Source organism: Burkholderia sp. Bp9142, assembly GCF_003853415.1.
Classification (GTDB): domain Bacteria; phylum Pseudomonadota; class Gammaproteobacteria; order Burkholderiales; family Burkholderiaceae; genus Burkholderia.
On record NZ_QTPP01000013.1, the window covers coordinates 115,420 to 138,466 of the forward strand.

The following is a 23,047-nucleotide window of genomic DNA, read 5'->3' on the forward strand; positions in this document are numbered from 1 at the left end:
AAGCGGGTTAGCGGGAGACTTTCGTCAGCCCGTCGCGGGTGAAGCGCGCGACTGTCGCTTCGTCGAGCTCGATGCCGAGGCCCGGGCCGCTCGGCACGGTCAGCTCGAAATCGCTGTAGTCGAGCGGGGTCGCGAGGATCTCCTCGGTAATCAGCAGCGGTCCGAACAGTTCGGTGCCCCACTGCAGGTTCGCGAAGCTCGCGAACAGGTGCGCGGACGCGACCGTGCTGAACGCGCCTTCGAGCATCGTGCCGCCGTACAGCTCGATGCCCGCCGCATCCGCGATCGCCGCGACGCGCTGCGCGGCAAAGAGGCCGCCGCTCTGCTCGATCTTGATCGCAAACACGTCCGCGCCGTGCTGCTTCGCGATCTCGAACGCGCTGTCCGGGCCCTGGAGGATTTCATCGGCCATCAGCGCGACCGGGAAGCGGCACATCAGCCGGGCGAGCGCCGCGGCCGATGCGACCGGCTGCTCGACCAGTTCGCAACCGGCATCGGCCAGCGCCGGAATCGCGCGCGCGGCCTGCGTTTCGCTCCAGGCCATGTTCACGTCGACGCGCACCGACGCCCGCTCGCCGACCGCCCGCTTGATCTCGGCCACGTGCCGGATGTCCTCGGCGAGCGCCTTCGCGCCGATCTTCAGCTTGAACACGTTGTGGCGGCGCAGGTCGAGCATGAGTTCGGCCTCCGCGATATCGGTGGCCGTGTTGCCCGATGCGAGCGTCCACGCGACCGGCAGGCGATCGCGCCGGCGGCCGCCGAGCAGTTCGCTGACCGGCACGCCGAGGCGCTTGCCGTGCGCGTCGAGCAGCGCGGTCTCGAGCGCGCTCTTCGCGAAGTGATTGACCTTCGCGAGCTTGCCGAGGAACGCCATCAGCGTCTGGATGCGCGTGGCGTCACGGCCGATGATCGCCGGCGCGAGGTACGCGTCGATCGCGAGCTTCATCGTTTCCGGGCTTTCCGGGCCGTAGGCCATCCCGGCGATCGTCGTGCCTTCGCCGACACCCGTCACGCCGTCGCTGCAGGTCACCTTCACCAGCATCAGCGTCTGGCCGTGCATCGTGGCGACCGACAGCTTGTGCGGGCGGATCGTCGGCAAATCGACGAGGCGGGTTTCAATGCGTTCGATGGTGACTGGAGACATGGGGCACGCTGCGTGTGGGGAGTTCATGGGACGGATTTATACGCGGCGGGGAAATGGAGCGTCCAATACTTTTGGCCTCGCTTTTCAATACCTGACAGGTATTGGAATTCAGCTTAAGACACGGAATATTGCGGTGCGCCATACCTTTTTTGGCTAGGTATGCGGGCTGAGAGGCTTGCTGGAGCGGGGGCGCGCGTGTTCGGGGCGTCGCTTGGGCGGGGGCGCGATGCGGCTGCTTTCGGCGGCGGGAAAACCGGCTGAAACGGGTGGCCTGCCTGAGTCGATCAGGGTTTTCCTGAGGGCAAAACGGTGGGGTTGACCGTCGGTCTTCGGCTTCGGCATTCGGTAGCGGGCGCTCATGCGGACTCTCAAACGACTGCCTTCGTCCTCTGCCCGCACAACATCAAATCCCTGCGTTGGCACCCTGCACGCCCATTTTTTGGTGTGACTTAAAGAAGGAATTGGAAGCGGCCGTAAACGCAGTTATGAGAAAAAATCTGATCGTCTGGGGACTTGTCTTCGCGCTGACGGGTTGCGCAAGTTGGTGTGACGACAGCGCAAACAAGGAGAAGTGTCTGAACCGAGTGCACGTGGCTCAAGCTGTCGGCGTGGTGGCGCTTGTCGTCACGGCGGCGGTGGCGGCAGCAAAGGCGGGAGGCGGCGGGACTGGCAGCAATTACCCGGGAAACTGTCAATACGACTGGCAAACTGCCGCAGATGGGTCCCGTTGCGGCGCGCGCTCTGCAGAGTCACGCCCAGGCGGCTACTGACGCACAAAGGTGAAAGCACGCACACATCGATAAATTAGCGCGAATGACCGTCACGCACGAACGTACGAACTTTTCCGGCCTTCACAGCTGTCTCAACGACCTAGTATCTAGCAAGCGGGCGTCTGCAGCCGGCCACTTTCGGTCATTCGCCGCGCACAAGGGAATGTCAAACGACTGCCCTTACCGGCTATGCTTGAGACGCTGGACTGACCCCGTCCCGTGGCCCGGTATCGGAAAAGGACAACAAGATGACTTTGGTTATAGGGCACGCCACGAGAGAAATCGGATTCTTGATTGCCGACACCCTGCTGAGTTCGCCCGTCCCACTGAGAGGGGATGACGGGACAATCAACGGTGTCAGTCACACCTTAAAGATTCACATACTGTCAGGCCGCCTTGCTGTGGCGTTCGCTGGGGATCCGGGTTTGGCCAACGACCTCATTGCGGAACTAAAAGCTGAGGCCGAGGTGGATCCGAATCTAGACACGCCGCAACGTCTTTTCGAGAAGTACCGGCTACGCGCAACCGAGATACCGGAGATCAAACGCTCAGATTTTCTGATTCTGCGTCTGCTTAATGATGGCCCGAGACTCGACAAGGTGACGCTAGAGGACGGCATACGGGATGCAGAACGAGCTTACATAGGCGACGCGGAAGGCTACCGGCAGCTAACCGAACTTTTGGGCACGTATGCTGGACCGAAGGTACACATGGTGCAACAACCAGACGGTTCATTCATAACGGAACCGTTCGAGCCAATGGACGGCGAGCAGTGGTTCACAATCGCTACGGACGCGTTGGAGGCGCTGTGTCACAAAAGATCCGTCGAAACGGTCGGGGCAGTATCTGACGCGATTACTCGAGTAGTGAATGCTCGAATCTCCGGAGAACTGGAGTATCTGCAAGCGGTGTATGTGGGGCGATCGAATGAAGAAGGGCTTACCGGATATACGCTTCTCGCTGCAAACACAGGCACTCGGGCAACGGCCATATATTTCTACGCGGGGAAAGTGGGTTTCGTGTTTCTGCCTGGAGACCGGGCCGGGTGTCAGAGGCTGGCCGCTGACTCAGATGTCCAATTTATCGACGCTGCCCGACAGCAATACGGGATCGAATTGACCGGTCCAACTGGGCCAGCATGACCTCAAAGCGAATGGACTTCAAGACCGAGCAAGATCGATGAACCGGCTCGAAAAAGACGGCGTTATGCCTTTCACGTGAGACGCGAGCCGGGTGCGCGCATCGCGCTCGCTCGCGTGTCGATTCGGGTCCTTTTTCGGACAGGCACTAGTATGGCAATTGGTCATTCGAAAGAAGCCCCGTTTCAGCTACCGGGCAACCAAACAAAGACTTGAGTTGATGAGGCGTTGCTTCCATATGAAACCAAAAATCTGCAATACGTCGGGTATGATTTGTCGTAACACACAGAAATAAATTGAAAAGTACGCAATGGACTCATCGAAAACAATTCAAGTCGGTCGAGACAAGACCGCACCATTTGTCGCGTTCGGCGACGATAGTCAGTATGGGGATTCCCTTTCGTTTGCCTTCGTATTGGTGCCACGTACGCGTCTGAGGTTTGCTGAGCGAAAACTAGAGCGGCTGAAAAAGCGGTTCAAAATTCCGCTGGATACGACTCTTCATTGTCGAACCTTGTTCAGCGGCCAACAGCGCGAAAAATCTGGTTTGGGGCACCTGTCTCCCGGAGACGTCCGAGACGTCGTTGCCCACACCGTGACGATCATCAATGAAGTGAATGGACGGATTCATTTCGCCGTCCAAGACGTTAGCACTTTCTTTTCAGCGTTAGGAAGTGAAATCCAGATGTACAACCAGGACGGGAGTCCAAGCGTCGAACTCCCAGTTACCCGTGATCCTAAGGGCCTTCTCGGGATGATGGCGCTTGCGTGTTTTCCGCTTGACGAGACTGGCCGTCACGGGCCCACCGCCTCGCAGTGTGAAATTTACGTGTCAGAAGACAAAACCAAGATAAGCTTTATCGGCGACAAACGGTCTCGAGCGGATTCACACTATGCTGGTTTTTTCGAGCAGGGCAGCGCTTTCGGTCAACTGAACGCCAATATCGTTTCAGCTAATGCTATTCCGCTGCTTCAGTTGGCAGACGTTGCATCATACATTTGCAGCCACGCGTTTAGCAAAACTGGTGACGTGCAGTTTTGGAGGGATCAATGCGCCCGTATTGCAAATTGGTTTCGGGTAGGCTAAGAGCAAATGTTGGTGAGACTGCTGCTTTCGTAACGATTTTCCCAGGAACGAATGCGGAGAATTGAACGACCGAAGCAAGCTGCGAACCCGCCGTACAGCATATGTGGGTGCGAGTGACCGTTTCGAGTTGCGGATTCAACCCGTCGATGCAACACACTTGAGGCTGGATAGCAGCAAGGAGTGTTGCCATGAGCTCGATGCCGCGGGGCTCGGGAGCGACGGGCAGCGCTGACGGCGGCTACGCCACCGCCCGCCGCTCATGCAGCCGCAATGCGGCCCACGCGACCCCGGCCGAGAAGATCCCGACCACCCCGCCGAACGTGCCGATCCACGGCAGCCCGAAATCCCCGGCGATATGGTTGCCGAGCAGCGCGCCGGCGCCGATCCCGACGTTGTAGAGCCCGGAAAAGATCGACACCGCGAGATCGGTCGCCTCCGGTGCCAGCTTCAGCACCCACGCCTGCATCGCGAGACCGAAGCAGACGATCGCCCCACCCCACACCAGCGTGTGAACCGACAGCGTGACGATGTTCAGCGCGCTCGGGAACAGGATCAGCAGACAGGCCGACAGCGCGATGATCGACGCGAGCAGGAAGTCGGCCGGCCGTTCCGGAAACACGCGGTTGAAGCAGAGCGCGGCCGGCATGCCGGCGACGCCGAACAGGATCAGCACGTAGGTGATCCGGCTGCTGCTCGCATGATTGACGCTTTGCACGAACGGCTCGATGTACGTGTACGACGTGAAGTGCGCGGATACCACCAGCACGGTGATCGCGTACAGCGCCACCAGCGCCGGCTTGCGCAGGAACATGCCGATGCTCGCGAGCGAGCCGGCGCCCTGGCTCGGGAGCGTCGGCAGCGTCACGCGCAGCATCAGCAGCGCGACGGCCGCCGCGCCGCCGATCACGAGGAACGTGACACGCCAGCCGAGCGCCTCGCCGATCACGCGCCCGAGCGGAATGCCGGCGACCATCGCGATCGCCGAGCCCATCGCGAGCAGGCTGAGCGCGCGGCTTTTCCGGTCGCTCGGCGCGAGCCGCACGGCCAGCGGGACGGAAATCGACCAGAACACCGCGTGCGCGCACGCGATGCCGAGCCGGCCGATCATCAGCACCGTGAAATTCCACGCGACGCCGGTCACGACATGGCTGCCGATGAACACCAGCAGCGCGCAGCTCAGCAGCTTGCGGCGCTCGACGTGACGCGTGACGAAGGTCAGCGGCAGCGACACGACGGCGACGGCCCACGCGTAGATCGTCAGCATCAGGCCGACGGCGGTCGGCTGCATCTGCAGGCTGTCGCCGATCGCGCTCAGCAACGCGACGGGCACGAACTCGGTGGTATTGAAAATGAAGGCAGTGAGGGCCAGGGCCAGAACGCCCCACCACGACTGTTCGGAACTGACGGCGTCCGGGGTTGCCATACGGGAATTCGACAAAGGTTGGGGGCGCGGGCAGCCGGCCCGGCGCATCGGCGCGATTGTATCAGCGGCGCTTGACACGCTGCTGCCGGCCGCGATGCGGGGACATGGCGATGACACGGCCGTGCGTCGATAATGTCCGATGTGTCGAAGCAGCTTTCACGAACGATTCGCCCGAATGACCTCGGGCCGGGAGATTTACATGCGCATTGAAACGTCGTTTCTGTTCGATCTCGACGGCACGCTCGTCGACAGCGTCTACCAGCACGTGCTCGCGTGGAAGGAGGCGCTCGATGCCGAAGGCATCGAGCTGTCGGTGTGGCGCATCCACCGCAAGATCGGGATGAGCGGCGGCCTGTTCCTGAACCAGCTGCTGCGCGAGACGGCCGGCGACATCGACGCCGAGCGCGTCGAACGGCTCGCACGGCTGCATGCGGCCGCGTACCAGCGGCTGCGCGCACAGGTTCGGCCGCTGCCGGGCGCGCGCGAGCTGCTGGCCGCGCTGTCGAATGCAGGCATTCGCTGGGCGATCGCGACCAGCGGGCGGATGGAAACCGCCGCGATCAATCTCGAGGCGCTCGGCGTCGATCCGGCGAGGAACGTGGTCGTCACGCGCGACCAGGTCAAGTATGCGAAGCCGGATCCCGACCTGTTCCTGACCGCTGCCGCGAAACTGAACGTGCCGATCGAACATACGGTCGTGGTCGGCGACAGCATCTGGGACATGCTCGCCGCGAGCCGCTGCCGTGCGCTGGGTGTCGGGCTGCTGTCGGGCGGTTACGGCAGCGACGAGCTGGAACGCGCGGGGGCGCTGCGCGTGTATGACGACCCGGCGGATCTGCTGTGGCATCTGGACGAGATCGCGGCGCGGCCGTGATGCCCGAACCGTCCGCCTGACCTGCATCGTCCGGGTTTCCGAAAGCGTCTTCAGCGGATTCAGCGCTTTCGGGCCCGGGTTCGTGCCGTTCCCGATCGCCCGGTAGTGCCATGCGTGAGCAGCGCGCGTGCGCGGCACGCGTCGGATCACTATCCGCTCGTCGCGCGGATGCGTGCAATGCCGGGCACGCCGCTTGCACGCTGAACGCCCCGGCCTGATGGAACCTGACGGAGCTTGCCGATGCGAACCGACGAACTCGCCGGAACGGCGCTCGATTACTGGTGCGCGCGCGTTGTGCGCGGACGACGATTCGGCTACCGGCGAGCGCTCGGATATTCGGTCGATTCCGCGGATGTGAGGCTGCGCCGCATGGGCAGTCCATCAGCCTCGAATTGCCACGACCATGCGACGCACATGTAGAAACGACAACGTCCGGCGCGAGTCATCCGTACTCGCGCAAAACGTCATTCGTATAGAGGCGCGGTCCCCAAAAAAGGCGCCACGCGAAGCTCAGCACGACGCCGACGCCGATCGCGGCCGTCAACACGGTCTCGGAGGTGCTCCACGCCTGGTTGGGCGACATCAGAATCAAGAACGTCCACAGACCCATGAAGCCGGTCAACTCGGCCCACGGGAACAGCGCGTATTCGTATTCGGACTTCCACGGTACGTCCGCCACCGGTTTATCCTTGACGACGACATTCAGCGCGACGCCATTCGGCCTGGGCAGTGCGACGAGTTGCGCACCCTGACCGAAATGCGCCATCTTCGCCGCCAGCGCCTGAAGGAGCCACCGTGCTGCCGGCGCCTGCGGACCCACTGCCTGATCGAGCGCATGTTTCTCCACTTTCAGCTCGGTGTCCTTCACGGCTCCCAGCGTCGTGTGCAGCCCCAGTCCCTTCAGGCGGCTATACCAGAAATGGCGGATTCGCTCACGCGGCACCTGTTCCGCGCCGAGCAGCCGTGCGAGCGCCTTGTCGACTTCGTCTGCATCCGCGACGATCTGGCGGAACAGCCAGGCCTGACATTTCAGTTGCGGCTTTTCCCGCATGAGCTCAGGCGAACCGAGCAGCAACGCAACTGCTGCCTCGGAAGTGTCCGGCTGGACATCCGGCTGCGCGCCGTTGAGATGCCACGCCAGCATCAGGCGGTATTTCGGGTTCCGGGCTGGCGCGTATGAATCCGCATGGGCCGCGCCGGTGTCATCCTCGAACCAGATGTCCGCAAATCCCGGATCCTTGTCGTCACTCAACCACCGGATGCGAGGTTTCCCGGGTAATTGCAGTTGCGTCCACACGGCCTGCACGTCCACATACGATTCGGCACGCTCGCACTGCATCACGATGTCGAACGAACCGCTGCGCATCGCCTGCGTGAGCCGCGTCGACAGTGGCGTCAGCAGCTTTTCGATCACCGCGCGCTCTCGGGACACGCCGTCCGCTCCTTCGATACCATCGAGTCGCATCGCTCTGCCGGGATTTTCCGGCGGACTCCCTTCAAGCTTCAACATGCGCTCGGCAAGGTTCGGCTCCGGCGCAAGAATCACGTTGTCGAGAACGGCCAGGCCCGAACGAACCTGGCGTTGCCATCTCGTGAGCAAATGCCAGCGCGCCGCATTCCTGACCGCCGCTTCAAACGCGCGACTGTCGTACATCGACGCATAAAGCACAAAGCTGACCGCTATCCAGAGCGCAAATGGCGCGGCCAGCGCGGTTCGCATGAAGTCGTCCGAAGCCATGGACTTTCCGGGCGGCCACACGGCGACAGTGCCGGCCAGAAACGCGCACTCGATCAGGACAAACAGTGCCACATATAGCCAGACGGGCGGTGGTTTGTCCGCCGTCCACTCGCCGTGGGCAGGCGGGGTCCAGCGAAATTTCATCGTGCCTCCATGATGAGCACGTTGCGTTATTCAACAATCCAGTCGCGCTGCGAAGCGACGAGGCGTGGCGGCGGATTGCAGGCGCACCGGCAAAGATCACCCTCGAGCGCATGCTGCTTGCCGTTGAAATCATCCTCTCGTGGTCTCGCGCCGTCGGGTTCGATATAACCGATGATGTTGCATGCAGGGCATCGGACCCTCGCTCCCAGATAACTCAATTTTCGATCGTCGAGACCGATGTCATCGAGACCGTCAAGCACGACGCCATTCGCGGTGGTTCGGTCCTGTTGGAAGATGCAGGCGCTTTCGGCCATGTCACACGCCGATCCATTCCCAGTCGGCGTCACCGCCGGTATGTTTTGCTGCCGGCATCGTGTCTCCGTGCCGTAGCGTGACGATGCCCGCCACGTCGTAGCGCGTGGAATTCCAGCCTTCACGCACGCGCGGAAGCCATCGGCCGCTACGCGGGCAAGGCGTGCCAGGCTCGCTGAACTGCCGGGTCTCGTCGATGGTGTCGAACGAATACGGCTTGACCGGGGTCGGGGCGCTGCCTTCCCATCGCCATTGCACCGGGCCGTCGAGTTCGATGCCGTCGGCGGCCTCCTGGAGCATCTTCACGTTGCCCGTCAGCGCAACGTCCCCGGCCTTGAACGGTTTGAGCTGGAGGCTGCGATAGGCACCGTTTCCGGTCGTTCGCACCGCTCGGTATAGGCCGTCTTCCGCGAACGTCTCGCCCGGGTTGACCGGGCGGGATGACATCGTGGCTCGGTGCGTTGCCTCCCATTGTTCACGCTCCGATGAAGTCGACGGGTAGTCGTGGTCGAAAGTTATACGGCTTTTGATCGGCTTAAAATCTACTTGCGTCGAAAGCCCCCATCCGTAGCCCTCATATTCAATTCTCATAAAAGCCGCACCGGAAAGCTCATAATCACCTCTAGAAATATTATTATCAGGATAAGCCTCAAATATTAAATCCCTCCCCTCCCCAGCCTCAAGAACAACCACTCCATCCGGAAACTCATGTCGATTAATAATTTTTCTTCCAGACAACCCAAACCCCCAATCATCTCGCGGCCTCATCCTCCCTAGCTCACTATAAGGAGCAACTCCCAACCCACCACTTGTTGTTGTCCCTCCCCATTGATCCGGCGTCTTGAATTTAATCCATCCACTCCCTGAATTTATGAATCTCACCGACACAACATAATGGTCTAATTTTCGCTCAATGTTCACCGTCGTGAAATCGAGCTTTATGATCTTTCGCCCCTCCGCCCACGCTTGCTCAGAAAGTCTGAAAGGTGCATCAAACACTCGACGATTGAAGCTTTCCGGAATCAGGCGCAATGAACCAGACCTCCGAACGGCCTTACCTTCATCTACGCAGACAACACTGAACGTTGCAGCCGGATCATGCGTTTCGGGACCACCGGCCTGAATATCCTTATCGCACAAAGCGCGAGCCACGTCTTTCAGTTGCAGCACATCACTATTTTTCAGATTTAGAGAAAAAACCCCCACACCCGTTTGCGACCTATCATTGATGGTATCCCCTTTGGCAAAGTAAAACCTTCCTTCTCCGTCAAAAGTCATCTTTCTCGAACCGTATTGAAGGCCACCAGACCACGAAAGAAAAAATTCACCAGATTTCATGGAGTTATTATCTGAATTATTCGCCATAACGCATCGCCCCCCAACCAGCACAAAAATTAAAATCAAAATTATCTTTTTTAACAATTCATGCCTCACGTGCCGCACAATATTAACGTCTATGCCGTTCTTCACTTCTCGCCATTGGCTCGAATATTCTTCTGGGGTACTTCGTAACCGACCGCCCACAACTTGTTGGTCCGAGCCGAGAACCATCTACGAATGTACTCAAGGTAGTACGGCGACGTGGTCGCCGTCGGTTGAAGGCATCCGCCTCCCATGAGATGGGTTGCAGTTTCAACAACCCAGAACGTATCTTTGGCCTTATTAGCATCGGCAAGCGCGAAATCTATGCTCATACCATCTTTGACATAAATTTCATGCACAAAACCGCCCTGTTCCCAATATTCGTCAGGAAAATTAAACAGATGCCCCGTTTCATGCGCCTTTGTTTGCGTGAACAGTCGCATATATCGTCCATTGTTCAACTGATACTCCGTTTCCGGCCAATTCAGAGCATCGGCTCGCTCGGTTGTCGGATATAGATTGATGGTGATGTTTGGATTGAGAGCTTGGGCATCAGTCCCCCCAACCACATGCACATCAGCACAGAATTTGACGGAAACTCTGCAACCACAGGCGCCGCCCTTTTGGCACCCGCCAAGAATCAACTTGTAGTTGCCCTGATTCAGCGTTTTTTCAATCTGGCTTTTGTAGGTTGAAGCGTCGACTTCTTTCAGGTCTCGCTCCACCAGCATCAACCCCTGCGCACCAAGGGATTTACGAGAATTTGCTCCGTTCTGAAACGTTTCATACTGAACAACAACGTAGTCATTGTTCGCGTCCCGCAACGGCTCCCCGGTCGCTCGATTCATTTTCACCAGCAGTCGCGGCACCAATGCGATAACCACCTTCGCCGTCAACGTTTTACTGACCGAATCGTAGGTGAACTGGCATGTGGTCGGCGCCGTCCCTGCACACATGACAGGTTGGCCGTCCTCCGTAAGACGCTCGGTCCTCGCCCAGCCATACTTTTGATACGGCGGCGTCTCCCGCATCATCGTTGCCGATTCAACAAAATCGGCCAGTTGCCAGTTGCATGGCGCCGGACTCTGCAACTCAATGGGATCAGGCGGAACGCAGATTGACTTCTCGTTTTCGGCGTCGTTCACCGTCAAACCGCCATTGCCTGGCGTTTTGGAACCCGCACCCGACTTCCCACCGAACAAGCCACCGAGAAACGACGGCGCCGCGGCGCCGGTATCTGCCGACGCATCCGTCACGGACGCAGGAGATGCCGGCGGAACGAAGTTCGGATTGGTGCGCCAGACCTCGCAGCCCGTCGTATACGGCACGAACTGCGGCGCAAATGCCGCGCCGCCCAGATCCATCTGCGCCGGCCCGGTCTTTTTCAGGCTACTGGTCTTGAACAACACACCGCCGCGCGTCCCCATTTCGATGCCGCCTGGCGTCATGCGGAAATACGAGCCGCCAACGTTCATCACGATTTCCCTGGACGACTTGACGTGGAGCACGCCGTTCACCGTCTCGACCGTCATGTCTTCCTGCGACGCAAGCTGCATGCGACCGCGCTGTGCCTGCACCACGACCGCGCCCGCCGCCGCGATCAGGCTCATGCCTTTCTGCGTGAACAGCGACACCATGTCGTGCGCGGCCACCGTGAAGCGCTTCCAGACGCTCCAGCTCGCATCGCCCCTGGCGATGCCCGTGATGTTTTCGCCGGCGACGACCTGCACGCTCTTGCCCGCCACGACGCCGGCCGATGCCGGCGCGGTCACCAGCACACCGGACTGCTGAAGCTGGTCAAACGCCTCGTTCGCGGCCCGCTGACGGTCGATATCGGCCGCCTCGGCCTTCGACGCCTGAGCGGACGACGCCAGCGCTTTCGCCAGCGCCAGCGCATCCTCGAGCTGTGCAACGGTTTCCTGCATGTCGAGTTGCTTGCCGGACGCGCCGTGTCGCGCATGGGCCGACACCAGCACGCCACCGCCGCCTCGCAGCGCGGCAGGCCCATCCGATCTCAGTTCGGCACCGCTACCCCGCTCGCTCTGGGCGCGGTCCACCATATGTCCGAGATTGAGTTGCGACTTGCCATGCTCGGTCGCGACCTTGATGTGCTCGCGCCGTTCCCTGTCATCCATCTCCAGCGTGTTGTTCGAGCGCGTGCGGATCGTGTTGCGCGTGCCCCAGGGAACGCCCGCGACGATCGGATCCGTGTGTTGGGCGGTATGCAGCACGTGGCTGATGAACGGCAAATCCACGCAGCCCCACAGGAAGCTCACGCCGACCACCGTACCCTCGACGAGCCCGAAATGAAAACCGGTCTGGTTCGGCCCCGCGAACGGCTTGGCCAACCGCATCGGGCAGCTCTGCAGACCGGGCGTCCGCGTGTCGCGATCCAGATGAAGATCGACGATGTATTCGCCCTGACCATCCAGATACGGATCCCGCCAGCCGCCCGACGACGCGATCGTCCCGGTGATGACGCCGTCGATGCGCGGCCAGGTTTCTTCCTTCAACGGCAGTCGATACTGGCGATCGGACGGAATCGCGTCGAACGCCACGTGATATGCCTTCTTCCGGCTCGCGCGGCACGTCACCCTCACCACGAGCAGGCCATGCTTCGCATCCGGCAATGGCCGGTTCGACAGTTTCAGCACCGAGCCGGGCGTGAGGTCCAGCATGTCGCACTCGCCGCGGTACTCGACCTGTCCGGCCAGCGCCGCCTCGCGGCGCAGTTGCGCTTCCTCCCTCGCCTCGTCCTCGCTGGGGCTCGGCGCCCCCCAGGTATACGTTTCACCATACGTCGTGCGATCGTCGCGAATCGAGCTGACCGCCTCGATCGGCTTCGATATCGCCGATTCGGTATGGAACGTGCGTACCGCGTAGGCCGCCGGCAAGGTCTTCGCGTGCATTTCGAGCACGCCGACCGACTCGACGCCTCCGGCTTCCAGTCCGCTGTGCGGCCGGTACGCAACCGTCAAGCTGTCCGGGTCGCGGCGATAGTGCGCATATTCGTCGCCGAAACGAATGCGCTCGCAACGTTCGCCTTCCTCGCACACGAACCAGATACCCGAGCGTCTGCACAAGCGCGTAATGAACGCAAGGTCATCCTCGCCCCATTGCATCACGAAGCTGCGCCTGCGATAGGTCCGGTACAGCTGGAATTCAAAGCGCGCGAAGATCTTGTTGAACTCATGTTCCCGAAGAATCTGCTCGATGATTTCGGGAATGCTCATGTCGAGGAAAAACCGGCATTTGGGCGCATTGCGTAGCAGCGCCAGACGCGATTCCAGCACGATTTCGTACAGCGACTGGTCGCGGTTGGTCGCCTTCAGCGCGAAGCCGGTCACGATACCTTGCACTCGCCGCGCCTTTTCCGGTTGGCTCCAGCGGTCACGCGGCGGCGGCTGGATGACGAATGCACCCATTCGATTCAGGAATTCGCCGCGCGACAAATCATGCCGCGGATGCGTGAACTGAATCGCGTACTTCGTCGGCTCACCGATTCCACGCGCGCCTTCGAACTCGTACACGTCCGCGAGCGCGGCTGCCGGCGCACCCTTGATATCGAGGCGGTAGAACTGATGGATGTCGATGCCCGCACGCGCGGTTGTATCGGAAATTGCCGTGCTTGTGGTCAAGGCGCCCCCGTCGAACGTTTTTGGAATATCGCGAGCGATCCTAACCGTCCGGGAGGCAACGAGACCATAGGACCCGTATGAATTTGCCGCGTATATCGATGCGACCGTTTCATCGGGATCGGTTCTTGCGTACCGGACCTGCAGCGACAAACGCCCCATCCAGTCCGGACGTCGAGGTTTTCATCAGTGACTCGACGTCTTTGGAAAAAATTTCACGACGTCGGACCACTCCGCGGCCACGCCAACCCGCGCAAAAATGCGGCGACCGTTCCCCCGGCATGCAAAAACGACAGTCCGGAGCCGTCGAAAGCCCTGCGGGCGCTTGCCGCACCGGGCGCCGCACAGCAGGCACGCGCGTTGCGGCGAACCGCAGTCACCGTTCGCCACCGCCCGCACACGCCATCCATGAACGCCACACCGCCCTTCGCCCCGCACCTCTACTTCTGCGACGCCCGCCTCATCGGCCCGCTCGACGCGTGGCCCGACACGTTCGCGCACGTCGCGGGCATGGGCTTCGACCACGTACTGATCGGCGGCTTCTGGGCCGCCAGCGTCGCGGGCTTTCCGCGCCACGTCGCGGACTTCCACCGGCCGGCCGCGACGTTCGCGACCCGCGCCGGCGCGCTCGAGACGTTCTCGCGGCTCGCGCAGCTTGCGCACGGTCACGGGCTGCGGGTGCTGCTCGAAGTGGTGCCGGACCGCATCGCCCGCGACAATCCGCTGCGCGCCGAGCACCCGGACTGGTACGTCGTGCGCTCGCATGACGACGCGCTGATCGATCCGCGCTGCGCCGCACACGAACTGGACGTCGCGCATGCGCAGATCGGCGAGGACGCGACGCACGATGCACTGTCCGCGTGGTGGTGCGCGCACCTCGCCGCGTTCGCGGATGCCGGCGCGGCCGGTTTCCTGATCGACGCGCCGCACCGCCTGCCGGCCGCGTGGTGGCCCGGCTGGCGCGCGGCGCTGCGTCGCGCGCGCCCGGACGTCGCGGTGCTGGCCGGTGTGCCCGGCCATGCGCGCGACGCGCTCGCGCAGCTCGAGGCGGCCGGCTTCGACGCGGTGTTCTCGTCGGCACGCTGGTGGGATCTGCGCGCGCCCTGGTTCGTCGACGAACACCGGTTGCTGCGCCGCATCGGCTCGCCGATCGCGTTTCCGGACGCATTCGACGGCCCGCGTCTCGCCGACGACTGGAGCACCGCGCCGGACGAGACGGTCGCCCGCGCCTACCACCGCGCGTTGTGGACCGCGGCCGCGGTCGGCACCGGCTGGCTCGTGCCGATGGGCTTCGAGCGCGGCGTCGCGCTGCCGCTGATGGCACGCGACGCGGACGCCGCGCGCTACCGCGCCGCGTTCGACGGCGCGCGCTTCGACCTGTCCGGCACGATCGCCGACGCGAACGCGTGGCGCCGCGCGACGCCGCTCGCGGCCGAGCGCGGCGAAATCGCGCAACTGAGCGCGCCCGGCGCGGCCGCGACCGCGCTGCTGCGCGGCATGGGCCCGTCGCTCGAACACGACGACACCGCGCTGCTGATCGCGCTGAATCCCGATCTCGCTACCCCAGCGCGCGTCGATTCCGCCGCCATCCTGCCCGGCGTGCCGGGCGGCTTCACGCACGTCGCGACGCCGGACGGCACGTACAAGCACGCGCCGGTCGCGCTGGAGGCCTTCACGCTCGAGCCCGGCGGCCATGCGCTGCTCGACGCGTGGCGCGCGCCGCCCGCGACCACGCACGCCGATGCCGCCCGCGAGCACGCCGCCCTGTCCGCCGCGCTCGCGGGCGACCGGATCGCGATCGAACGCGTCGAGCCGGCGGTCGACGGCGGCCGCTTCGCGATCAAGCGCGTGATCGGCGAAACGCTGGTCGTGCACGCATCGATCTTCTCGGACGGCCATGCGCATCTCGCGGCCGCGCTGCAATGGCGCGCGGACGACGAAGACGCATGGCGCGAAGTGCCGTTCGTCGCGCAGTCGAACGACCGCTGGCACACGCGCATCGCGCTCGACCGGCTCGGCCGCCACGCGTTCCGCGTGATCGCGTGGCGCGACGACTGGGCGTCGCTCGTCACCGACGTCGCGAAGAAGCGCGCGGCCGGCCAGGACGTGACGCTGGAAGTACGCGAAGCGCAACTGCTGCTCGCGACCGCGCTGAAGCGCGCCGATCCGGCCGATCCGCGCGCGGTCGCGCACATGGAACGGCTGGCCGCCGACTTCAGGGACGCGTCGCCCGACGGCCGCCTCGCGCTGCTGGACGCGCCGGCACTCGCCGACGCGTACGCGGCGCTGCGCTACCGGCCGTTCGTCACGCACGACGACACCGTCTACCCGGTCGAGGTCGAACGCCGCGCCGCACGCTTCTCGAGCTGGTACGAGATGTTCCCGCGCTCGGCGAGCAACGACCCGCGCCGGCACGGCACGTTCGACGACGTGATCGCACAACTGCCGCGCATCCGCGACATGGGCTTCGACGTGCTGTATTTCCCGCCGATCCACCCGATCGGCACGACCGCGCGCAAGGGCCGCAACAACTCGCTGAAGGCGGGCCCCGACGACGTCGGCAGCCCGTATGCGATCGGCGCGCCCGACGGCGGCCACACGGCCGTGCATCGGGAGCTCGGCACGCTCGCGTCGTTCCGCGTGCTGGTCGACGCGGCACACGCGCAGGGGCTCGAGATCGCGCTCGATTTCGCGATCCAGTGCTCGCCCGACCATCCGTGGCTCGCCGCGCATCCGGGCTGGTTCGCGTGGCGGCCCGACGGCTCGCTGCGCTATGCGGAGAATCCGCCGAAGCGCTACCAGGACATCGTTAACCCCGATTTCTACGCGCCGGACGCGCTGCCCGGCCTGTGGCTCGCGCTGCGCGACGCGGTGCTGTTCTGGGTCGACGCGGGCGTGCGGATCTTCCGCGTCGACAATCCGCACACCAAGCCGCTGCCGTTCTGGGCGTGGATGATCGCCGACGTGCGCGGCAAGCATCCGGACGTCGTGTTCCTGTCGGAGGCGTTCACGCGGCCGGGAATGATGTACCGGCTCGCGAAGGTCGGCTTCTCGCAGTCGTACACGTATTTCACGTGGCGCGAGACGAAGCACGAATTCATCGACTACCTGACCGAGCTGACGGCCGGCCCCGCACGCGAGTTCTTCCGGCCGAACTTCTTCGTGAACACGCCCGACATCAATCCGCGCCACCTGCAGAACGCGCCGCACGCGCAATTCGTGATCCGTGCGGCGCTGGCGGCGACGCTCGCCGGGTCCTGGGGCCTGTACTCGGGCTTCGAGACCGGCGAGTCGGCGCCGCTGCCCGACAGCGAGGAATACGCTGACGCGGAGAAATACGAGCTGCGCGCGCGCGACTGGCGCAAGGCCGCGCGCATCGGCGCCGAAGTCGCGCGGCTGAACCGCGCGCGGCGCGACCATCCGGCGCTGCAGACGCACCTCGGCCTCACGTTCGTCGACGCGGACAACGACCAGGTGCTCGTGTTCGTGAAGGCGACGCCCGCGCACGACAGCGTCGTCGCGGTCGCGATCAGTCTCGACCCGTGGCATCCGCAGGCCGCGAACTTCACGCTCGACGCGTCGCTGTGGCGTGCCTTCGGGCTCGCGGACGGCGAACCGCTCGACGCGTTCGAACAGGATGCCGCGCAGGCCGAAACCTGGCGCGGGCATCGCCAGTACGTCTCGCTCGACCCGCACGTGCGGCCGTATGCGATCTGGCGGCTCGCGCCGTCTCCCGGCGCCGCGCGAGCGGCGGCGCCCGACCCGGGCGATGCCCGGGGCCCTTCCGGAGCCCACGGATGATGAAACGCGAAGATTCCCTCGACGACGTGCGCCGCGCGCAGTTTCCGTCGCTCGCACCAGCCGGCACCCCGCGCCGGCGCCGTTCGCGGCGCCGGGCGCCCGCGCTCTGCGCGGACGATCCGCTGTGGTACAAGGACGCGATCATCTACCAGGTGCACGTGAAGTCGTTCTACGACTCGAACAACGACGGGATCGGCGACTTCCCGGGCCTGATCATGAAGCTCGACTATATCGCCGAGCTCGGCGTCGACACGATCTGGCTGCTGCCGTTCTACCCGTCGCCGCGGCGCGACGACGGCTACGACATCGCCGACTACCGCGACGTGCATCCCGACTACGGCACCCTTGCCGACGTGCGGCGCTTCATCCGCGAGGCGCATGCACGCGGCATCCGCGTGATCGCCGAGCTCGTGATCAACCACACGTCGGACCAGCATCCATGGTTCCAGCGCGCGCGGCGCGCGAAGCCCGGCTCGATGCATCGCGACTACTACGTGTGGTCCGACACCGACACGAAATACGCGGGCACGCGGATCATCTTCCTCGATACGGAAACCTCGAACTGGACGCACGACCCCGTCGCCGGCCAGTACTACTGGCACCGCTTCTACTCGCACCAGCCGGACCTGAACTTCGACAACCCGGCCGTCGTGCGCGAGGTGATCCAGGTGATGCGCTTCTGGCTCGATCTCGGCATCGACGGGCTGCGGCTCGACGCGGTGCCGTACCTGGTCGAGCGCGAAGGCACCAACAACGAGAACCTGCCCGAGACGCATGCGATCCTGAAGCGGATCCGCGCGACGATCGACGCCGAGTATCCGAACCGGATGCTGCTCGCGGAAGCGAACCAGTGGCCCGAGGACGTGCAGGAATACTTCGGCAACGAGAACGAATGCCACATGGCGTTCCACTTCCCGCTGATGCCGCGCATCTACATGTCGATCGCGAGCGAGGACCGCTTCCCGATCGTCGACATCATGCGGCAGACGCCGGCGCTCGCGCCGAGCAACCAGTGGGCCGTGTTCCTGCGCAACCACGACGAGCTGACGCTCGAGATGGTCACCGACTCGGAGCGCGACCTGTTGTGGCAGACCTATGCGTCCGACCGGCGTGCGCGGATCAATCTCGGCATCCGGCGCCGCCTCGCGCCGCTGATGGAGCGCGACCGGCGCCGCATCGAGCTGATCAACTCGCTGCTGCTGTCGATGCCCGGCACGCCGGTGATCTACTACGGCGACGAGCTCGGGATGGGCGACAACATCCACCTCGGCGACCGCGACGGCGTGCGCACGCCGATGCAATGGTCGTCGGACCGCAACGGCGGCTTCTCGCGCGCGGACCCGGAACTGCTGGTGCTGCCGCCCGTGATGGGCTCGCTGTACGGCTATGACGCGGTCAACGTCGAGGCGCAGACGCGCGACCCGCACTCGCTGCTGAACTGGACCCGCCGGATCCTGTCGACACGCCGCGCGACGCAGGCGTTCGGTCGCGGCGCGATCCGCTTCCTGCGTCCGGAGAACCGCAAGGTGCTCGCATACCTGCGCGAGCTGGAAGGCCACGAGACGGTGCTGTGCGTCGCGAACCTGTCGCGCGCGTCGCAGGCGGTCGAGCTCGACCTGTCCGAATTCGCGGGCCGCGTGCCGATCGAGATGACGTCGGACTCGGCGTTCCCGCCGATCGGGCAGCTCACGTACCTGCTCACCTTTCCGCCGTACGGGTTCCTGTGGTTCGTGCTGTCCGAGCACGGCCGCGAGCCGTCGTGGCGGCAACCGCATGCGGAGCCGCTGCCCGAATACGTGACGATCGTGATGCGGCGCGGCGACGTGCGTCCGGACGTCGGGCAGCTGCACACGCTCGCGCACGATGCGCTCGCGTCGTGGCTCGCGCGGCGGCGCTGGTTCGCATCGAAGGATCGCGCGATCGGCGACGCGTGGCTGAACATCGTCACGCCGATGCCGGACGAACCGTTCCAGTACGCGGAGGCCTGGGTGTCCGCGAGCGACGGCGGCGTCGAACGCTACGTCGTGCCGCTGGCCGCCGCATGGGGCGGCGAGACATCGCACCCGCTGTTCGCGCAGCTCGCGCTCGCGCGCGTGCGGCGCGGCCATACGGTCGGCTACCTGACCGACGCGTTCGCGCTGCCCTCGTTCGCGCGCGGGATACTGCGCAAGCTGCGCGACGGCGCGACCGTGCCGACGTCCGACGGCGGCCGCCTCGACTTCCTGCCCGAGTTCGCGCTCGCCGGGCTCGATCCCGGCGACGACGTCGAGGTGCGCTGGCTCGCGGCCGAGCAGAGCAACAGTTCGCTCGTGATCGGCGACGCCATCGTGCTGAAACTGGTGCGCAAGGTCGCGCACGGCATCCACCCGGAAGCGGAAATGAGCCGGTACCTGACGCGGATCGGCTATGCGAACACCGCGACGCTCGCCGGTGAAGTCGTGCACGTCGATCCGGACGGCACGCCGCATACGGTCGCGATCCTGCAGCGCTACGTCGACAATCAGGGCGACGCGTGGACGCGCTCGTTCGACTTCCTGAGGCGTGCGGTCGACGAGCTCGCGCTGCCCGCCATCGACGATGGCGAAGCGGCCGAGCCCGACGAGGAACCCGATGCGCTGCTCGGCTACGCGGCGTTCGCGGGGATCGTCGGCACGCGGCTTGGCCAGTTGCACGTCGCGCTTGCACAGCCGTCCGACGACCCGGCGTTCATGCCGGAGCGCGCGACGCCCGAACACATCGATGGCTGGCGCGTCGATGCGGTCGCATCGTTCGAGCACGCGCTCGACGTGCTGGCCACGCGGCTCGATACGCTCGACCCGGCCGCGCGTGCCGCGGCCGACACGCTGCTCGCGTCGCGCGACGCGGCCGTGCAGGCGCTCGGCGGGCTGGTGCCGCGCATGCTCGACGCACAATGCATCCGCATTCACGGCGACTTCCATCTCGGCCAGGTGCTCGACGTGCAGGGCGATGCGCTGCTGATCGACTTCGAGGGCGAGCCCGCGCGTCCGCTGGAGCGGCGCCGCGCGAAGTCGCATCCGCTGCGCGACGTGGCCGGCTTCCTGCGCTCGCTGTCGTACGTGAGCGCGGCCGCGCAGTTCGTGATCGAGAAGGCGCCGCCGCAGGCGGCCGGCCGCAAGCGCGCGCTGTTCGACCGCTTCGGGCAGGCCGCCGCCGACCGCTTCGTCGAATGCTATCGCGCGGCCGCGGACCAGGCGCCCGAACGCTTCGTCGATCCGCGCTACGCCGATCGCCTGCTCGCGCTGTTCCTGATCGACAAGGCGTCGTACGAGCTGTGCTACGAAGCCGCCAACCGCCCCGACTGGCTCGGCGTGCCGGTCGGCGGGCTCGCCGCGCTCGTCGAACGCCTGCTCGACACGAACGGCGAGCCCGACAATGGAGGCACCCGATGACCGACACACTGTTCGACCGCCGCGATATCGATGCGCTGCTCGCCGGGCGCCATCCGGACCCGTTCGCGTGCCTCGGCCCGCATCGCGATACCGGGCGGATCGTCGTGCGCGCACTGCTGCCCGGCGCGCGGCGCGTGCGCGCGGTGACGCCCGACGGCGACGACCTCGGCACGCTCGCGTGTGTCGACGATGCCGGCTGCTTCGCCGGGACGATCGCACGCAACGGCCATTACCGGCTCGCGATCGAGTGGCCCGACACGCACCAGGTGACCGACGACGCGTATGCGTTCGGCCTGCTGCTCGACGACGCGGCGCTCGCACGGTTCGCGGCGGGCGACCCGGCCGCCGTGCTCGACTGCCTCGGCGCAACGCCCACGCGCGTCGACGGGATCGACGGCGTGCGCTTCGCGGTATGGGCGCCGAACGCGCAGCGCGTGTCGGTCGTCGGCGAGTTCAACACCTGGGACGGCCGCCGTCATCCGATGCGGCTGCGGCGGCCATGGGGCGTGTGGGAGCTGTTCGTGCCGGGGATTGGCGCCGGCGAGCACTACAAGTACGAGCTGTGCGCGGCCGACGGGCACGTGCTGCCGCACAAGGCCGACCCGTGCGCACGCGCGACCGAGGCGCCGCCGCGCACCGCGTCCGTCGTCGCCGATACGGCGGCGCTCGACGCGTTCGCGTGGCACGACGACGGCTGGATCCACGCGCGGCCGCATGCGGACCGCCGCTTTCGCATCCCGTGGTCGATCTACGAGGTGCATCCGGAGTCGTGGCAGCGCGTGCCCGAGGAGATGGACCGCAGCGCGACCTGGGACGAACTCGCCGAGCGGCTGATCCCGTACGCGCACGGCATGGGCTTCACGCACGTCGAATTCATGCCGATCTCGGAGTACCCGTTCGGCGGCTCGTGGGGCTACCAGCCGCTCGCGCAGTTCGCGCCGTCCGCGCGCTTCGGGCCGGTCGACGGCTTCGCGCGCTTCGTCGACCGCGCGCATGCGGCCGGCCTCGGCGTGATCGTCGATTGGGTGCCCGCGCACTTCCCCAACGATCCGCACGGCCTCGCGCAGTTCGACGGCAGCGCGCTGTACGAGCACGCCGATCCGCGCGAAGGCATGCATCCGGACTGGAACACCTGCGTGTTCAACCTCGGGCGCAACGAGGTCGGCGCGTTCCTCGTCGCGTCGGCGCTCGCGTGGGCGCGCCGCTATCACGTCGACGGAATCCGCGTCGACGCGGTCGCGTCGATGCTGTACCGCGACTATTCGCGCAAGGAAGGCGACTGGGTGCCGAACATCTACGGCGGGCGCGAGAACCTCGAATCGGTCGCGTTCCTGCGCGCGCTGAACGACACGCTGCACGGTGCGCTCGCGCCCGCCGGCGTCGTCACCTTCGCGGAGGAATCGACCGCGTGGCCGGGCGTCACCGCGTCGACCGTCGACGGCGGGCTCGGCTTCGACTTCAAGTGGAACATGGGCTGGATGCACGACACCCTCGCGTATCTGCGCGAGGATCCGATCCATCGCCGCTATCACCACGACCGGATGACCTTCGGGCTCGTCTATGCGTTCTCCGAGCGCTTCGTGCTGCCGCTGTCGCACGACGAGGTCGTGCACGGCAAGGGCTCGCTCGCCGCGAAGATGCCGGGCGACGCATGGCAGCGGCTCGCGACGCTGCGCGCGTACTTCGGCTTCATGTGGGCGCATCCGGGCAAGAAGCTGCTGTTCATGGGCAGCGAATTCGCGCAATGGGCCGAATTCGCGCACGACGCGACGCCGCACTGGGACCTGCTCGACGCGCCCGCGCATCGCGGCGTGCAGCGGCTCGTGCGCGACCTGAACCGCGCGTACGCGGCCGAGCCGGCACTGCACGCGCTGGACTGCCACGCGGCCGGCTTCGCCTGGCTGATCGGCGACGATCGCGACAACAGCGTGTTCGCGTTCGCGCGCCGCGACGACACGGGGCGCCTCGTCGTTGCGGTCTGCAACTTCACGCCGGTGCCGCGCGCCGGCTATCGCATCGGACTGCCCGCGCCCGGGCGGTGGCGCGAACTGATGAACACCGATGCGGCCACGTACGGCGGCACGAACGCCGGCAACGACGGCGTCGTGTGGGCGGAGGACCGCCCCACGCACGGTGAATCGTGGTCGGCCAGCTTGCGCCTGCCGCCGCTCGCGACCCTATGGCTGAGCCCGGCCTGACTCCCGGCGC

At 64.8% G+C, this 23,047-nt stretch carries 12 protein-coding genes and 1 pseudogene; 7 read left to right on the forward strand and 6 right to left on the reverse strand.

Annotated features, from left to right (window positions below):
• Nucleotides 1-7: 7 nt before the first annotated feature.
• Nucleotides 8-1,144, reverse strand: a complete 1,137-nt coding sequence (locus DIE22_RS17055) for a muconate/chloromuconate family cycloisomerase (RefSeq protein WP_124605610.1) — start codon at nucleotides 1,142-1,144, stop codon at nucleotides 8-10.
• Nucleotides 1,145-2,162: 1,018 nt separating this feature from the next.
• Between DIE22_RS17055 and DIE22_RS17070 the strand changes: the two genes are divergently transcribed.
• Nucleotides 2,163-3,056 carry a hypothetical protein gene (locus tag DIE22_RS17070; protein ID WP_124605611.1) on the forward strand — a complete coding sequence of 298 codons (894 nt, stop codon included), beginning with the start codon at nucleotides 2,163-2,165 and terminating at the stop codon, nucleotides 3,054-3,056.
• A 307-nt stretch (nucleotides 3,057-3,363) separates the two neighbouring features.
• Entirely contained in the window at nucleotides 3,364-4,140 is a 777-nt protein-coding gene (locus DIE22_RS17075; RefSeq protein WP_124605612.1) for a hypothetical protein, read from the forward strand.
• A 238-nt stretch (nucleotides 4,141-4,378) separates the two neighbouring features.
• Here DIE22_RS17075 and DIE22_RS17080 read toward each other — a convergent pair whose 3' ends face one another.
• Complete coding sequence (locus DIE22_RS17080) at nucleotides 4,379-5,563, reverse strand: sugar transporter (RefSeq protein ID WP_124605613.1); 1,185 nt, start codon at nucleotides 5,561-5,563, stop codon at nucleotides 4,379-4,381.
• A gap of 199 nt (nucleotides 5,564-5,762) precedes the next feature.
• Here DIE22_RS17080 and DIE22_RS17085 point away from each other — a divergent pair, with 199 nt between their 5' ends.
• Together DIE22_RS17085 and DIE22_RS39210 are read left to right on the forward strand one after the other, a co-directional pair.
• A complete protein-coding gene (locus DIE22_RS17085; protein WP_124497714.1) occupies nucleotides 5,763-6,437 on the forward strand; it encodes an HAD family hydrolase in 675 nt (224 codons plus the stop codon).
• Nucleotides 6,438-6,557: 120 nt separating this feature from the next.
• A pseudogene (locus tag DIE22_RS39210) lies at nucleotides 6,558-6,641 on the forward strand (endonuclease); the annotation flags it as partial.
• Nucleotides 6,642-6,879: 238 nt separating this feature from the next.
• On the opposite strand, the gene DIE22_RS17100 reads toward DIE22_RS39210, so the two are convergent.
• The 4 genes from DIE22_RS17100 to DIE22_RS17115 are packed head-to-tail and all read right to left on the reverse strand — an operon-like array spanning nucleotide 6,880 to nucleotide 13,631.
• A complete protein-coding gene (locus DIE22_RS17100) occupies nucleotides 6,880-8,319 on the reverse strand; it encodes a hypothetical protein (protein WP_124605614.1) in 1,440 nt (479 codons plus the stop codon).
• A gap of 26 nt (nucleotides 8,320-8,345) precedes the next feature.
• The gene (locus tag DIE22_RS17105) at nucleotides 8,346-8,633 is read right to left on the reverse strand and encodes a PAAR domain-containing protein (RefSeq protein WP_124605615.1); all 288 of its coding nucleotides are present in this window, start codon (nucleotides 8,631-8,633) and stop codon (nucleotides 8,346-8,348) included.
• A 1-nt stretch (nucleotide 8,634) separates the two neighbouring features.
• Complete coding sequence (locus DIE22_RS17110) at nucleotides 8,635-10,101, reverse strand: hypothetical protein (RefSeq protein WP_124605616.1); 1,467 nt, start codon at nucleotides 10,099-10,101, stop codon at nucleotides 8,635-8,637.
• A complete protein-coding gene (locus DIE22_RS17115) occupies nucleotides 10,098-13,631 on the reverse strand; it encodes a type VI secretion system Vgr family protein (protein ID WP_124605617.1) in 3,534 nt (1,177 codons plus the stop codon). Before DIE22_RS17115 ends, DIE22_RS17110 begins: the two co-directional genes overlap by 4 nt.
• Nucleotides 13,632-14,036: 405 nt before the next feature.
• On the opposite strand from DIE22_RS17115, the gene DIE22_RS17120 reads away from it, so the two are divergent.
• The 3 genes from DIE22_RS17120 to glgB are packed head-to-tail and all read left to right on the forward strand — an operon-like array spanning nucleotide 14,037 to nucleotide 23,037.
• Complete coding sequence (locus tag DIE22_RS17120; RefSeq protein ID WP_124605618.1) at nucleotides 14,037-17,429, forward strand: alpha-1,4-glucan--maltose-1-phosphate maltosyltransferase; 3,393 nt, start codon at nucleotides 14,037-14,039, stop codon at nucleotides 17,427-17,429.
• Entirely contained in the window at nucleotides 17,429-20,839 is a 3,411-nt protein-coding gene (gene treS / locus DIE22_RS17125) for a maltose alpha-D-glucosyltransferase (protein ID WP_124497779.1), read from the forward strand. The genes DIE22_RS17120 and treS overlap by 1 nt, the downstream gene beginning before the upstream one ends.
• On the forward strand, nucleotides 20,836-23,037 hold the full coding sequence (glgB, locus tag DIE22_RS17130; protein ID WP_124605619.1) for a 1,4-alpha-glucan branching protein GlgB: 2,202 nt from the start codon (nucleotides 20,836-20,838) through the stop codon (nucleotides 23,035-23,037). Before treS ends, glgB begins: the two co-directional genes overlap by 4 nt.
• The last annotated feature ends 10 nt before the right edge of the window (nucleotides 23,038-23,047 follow it).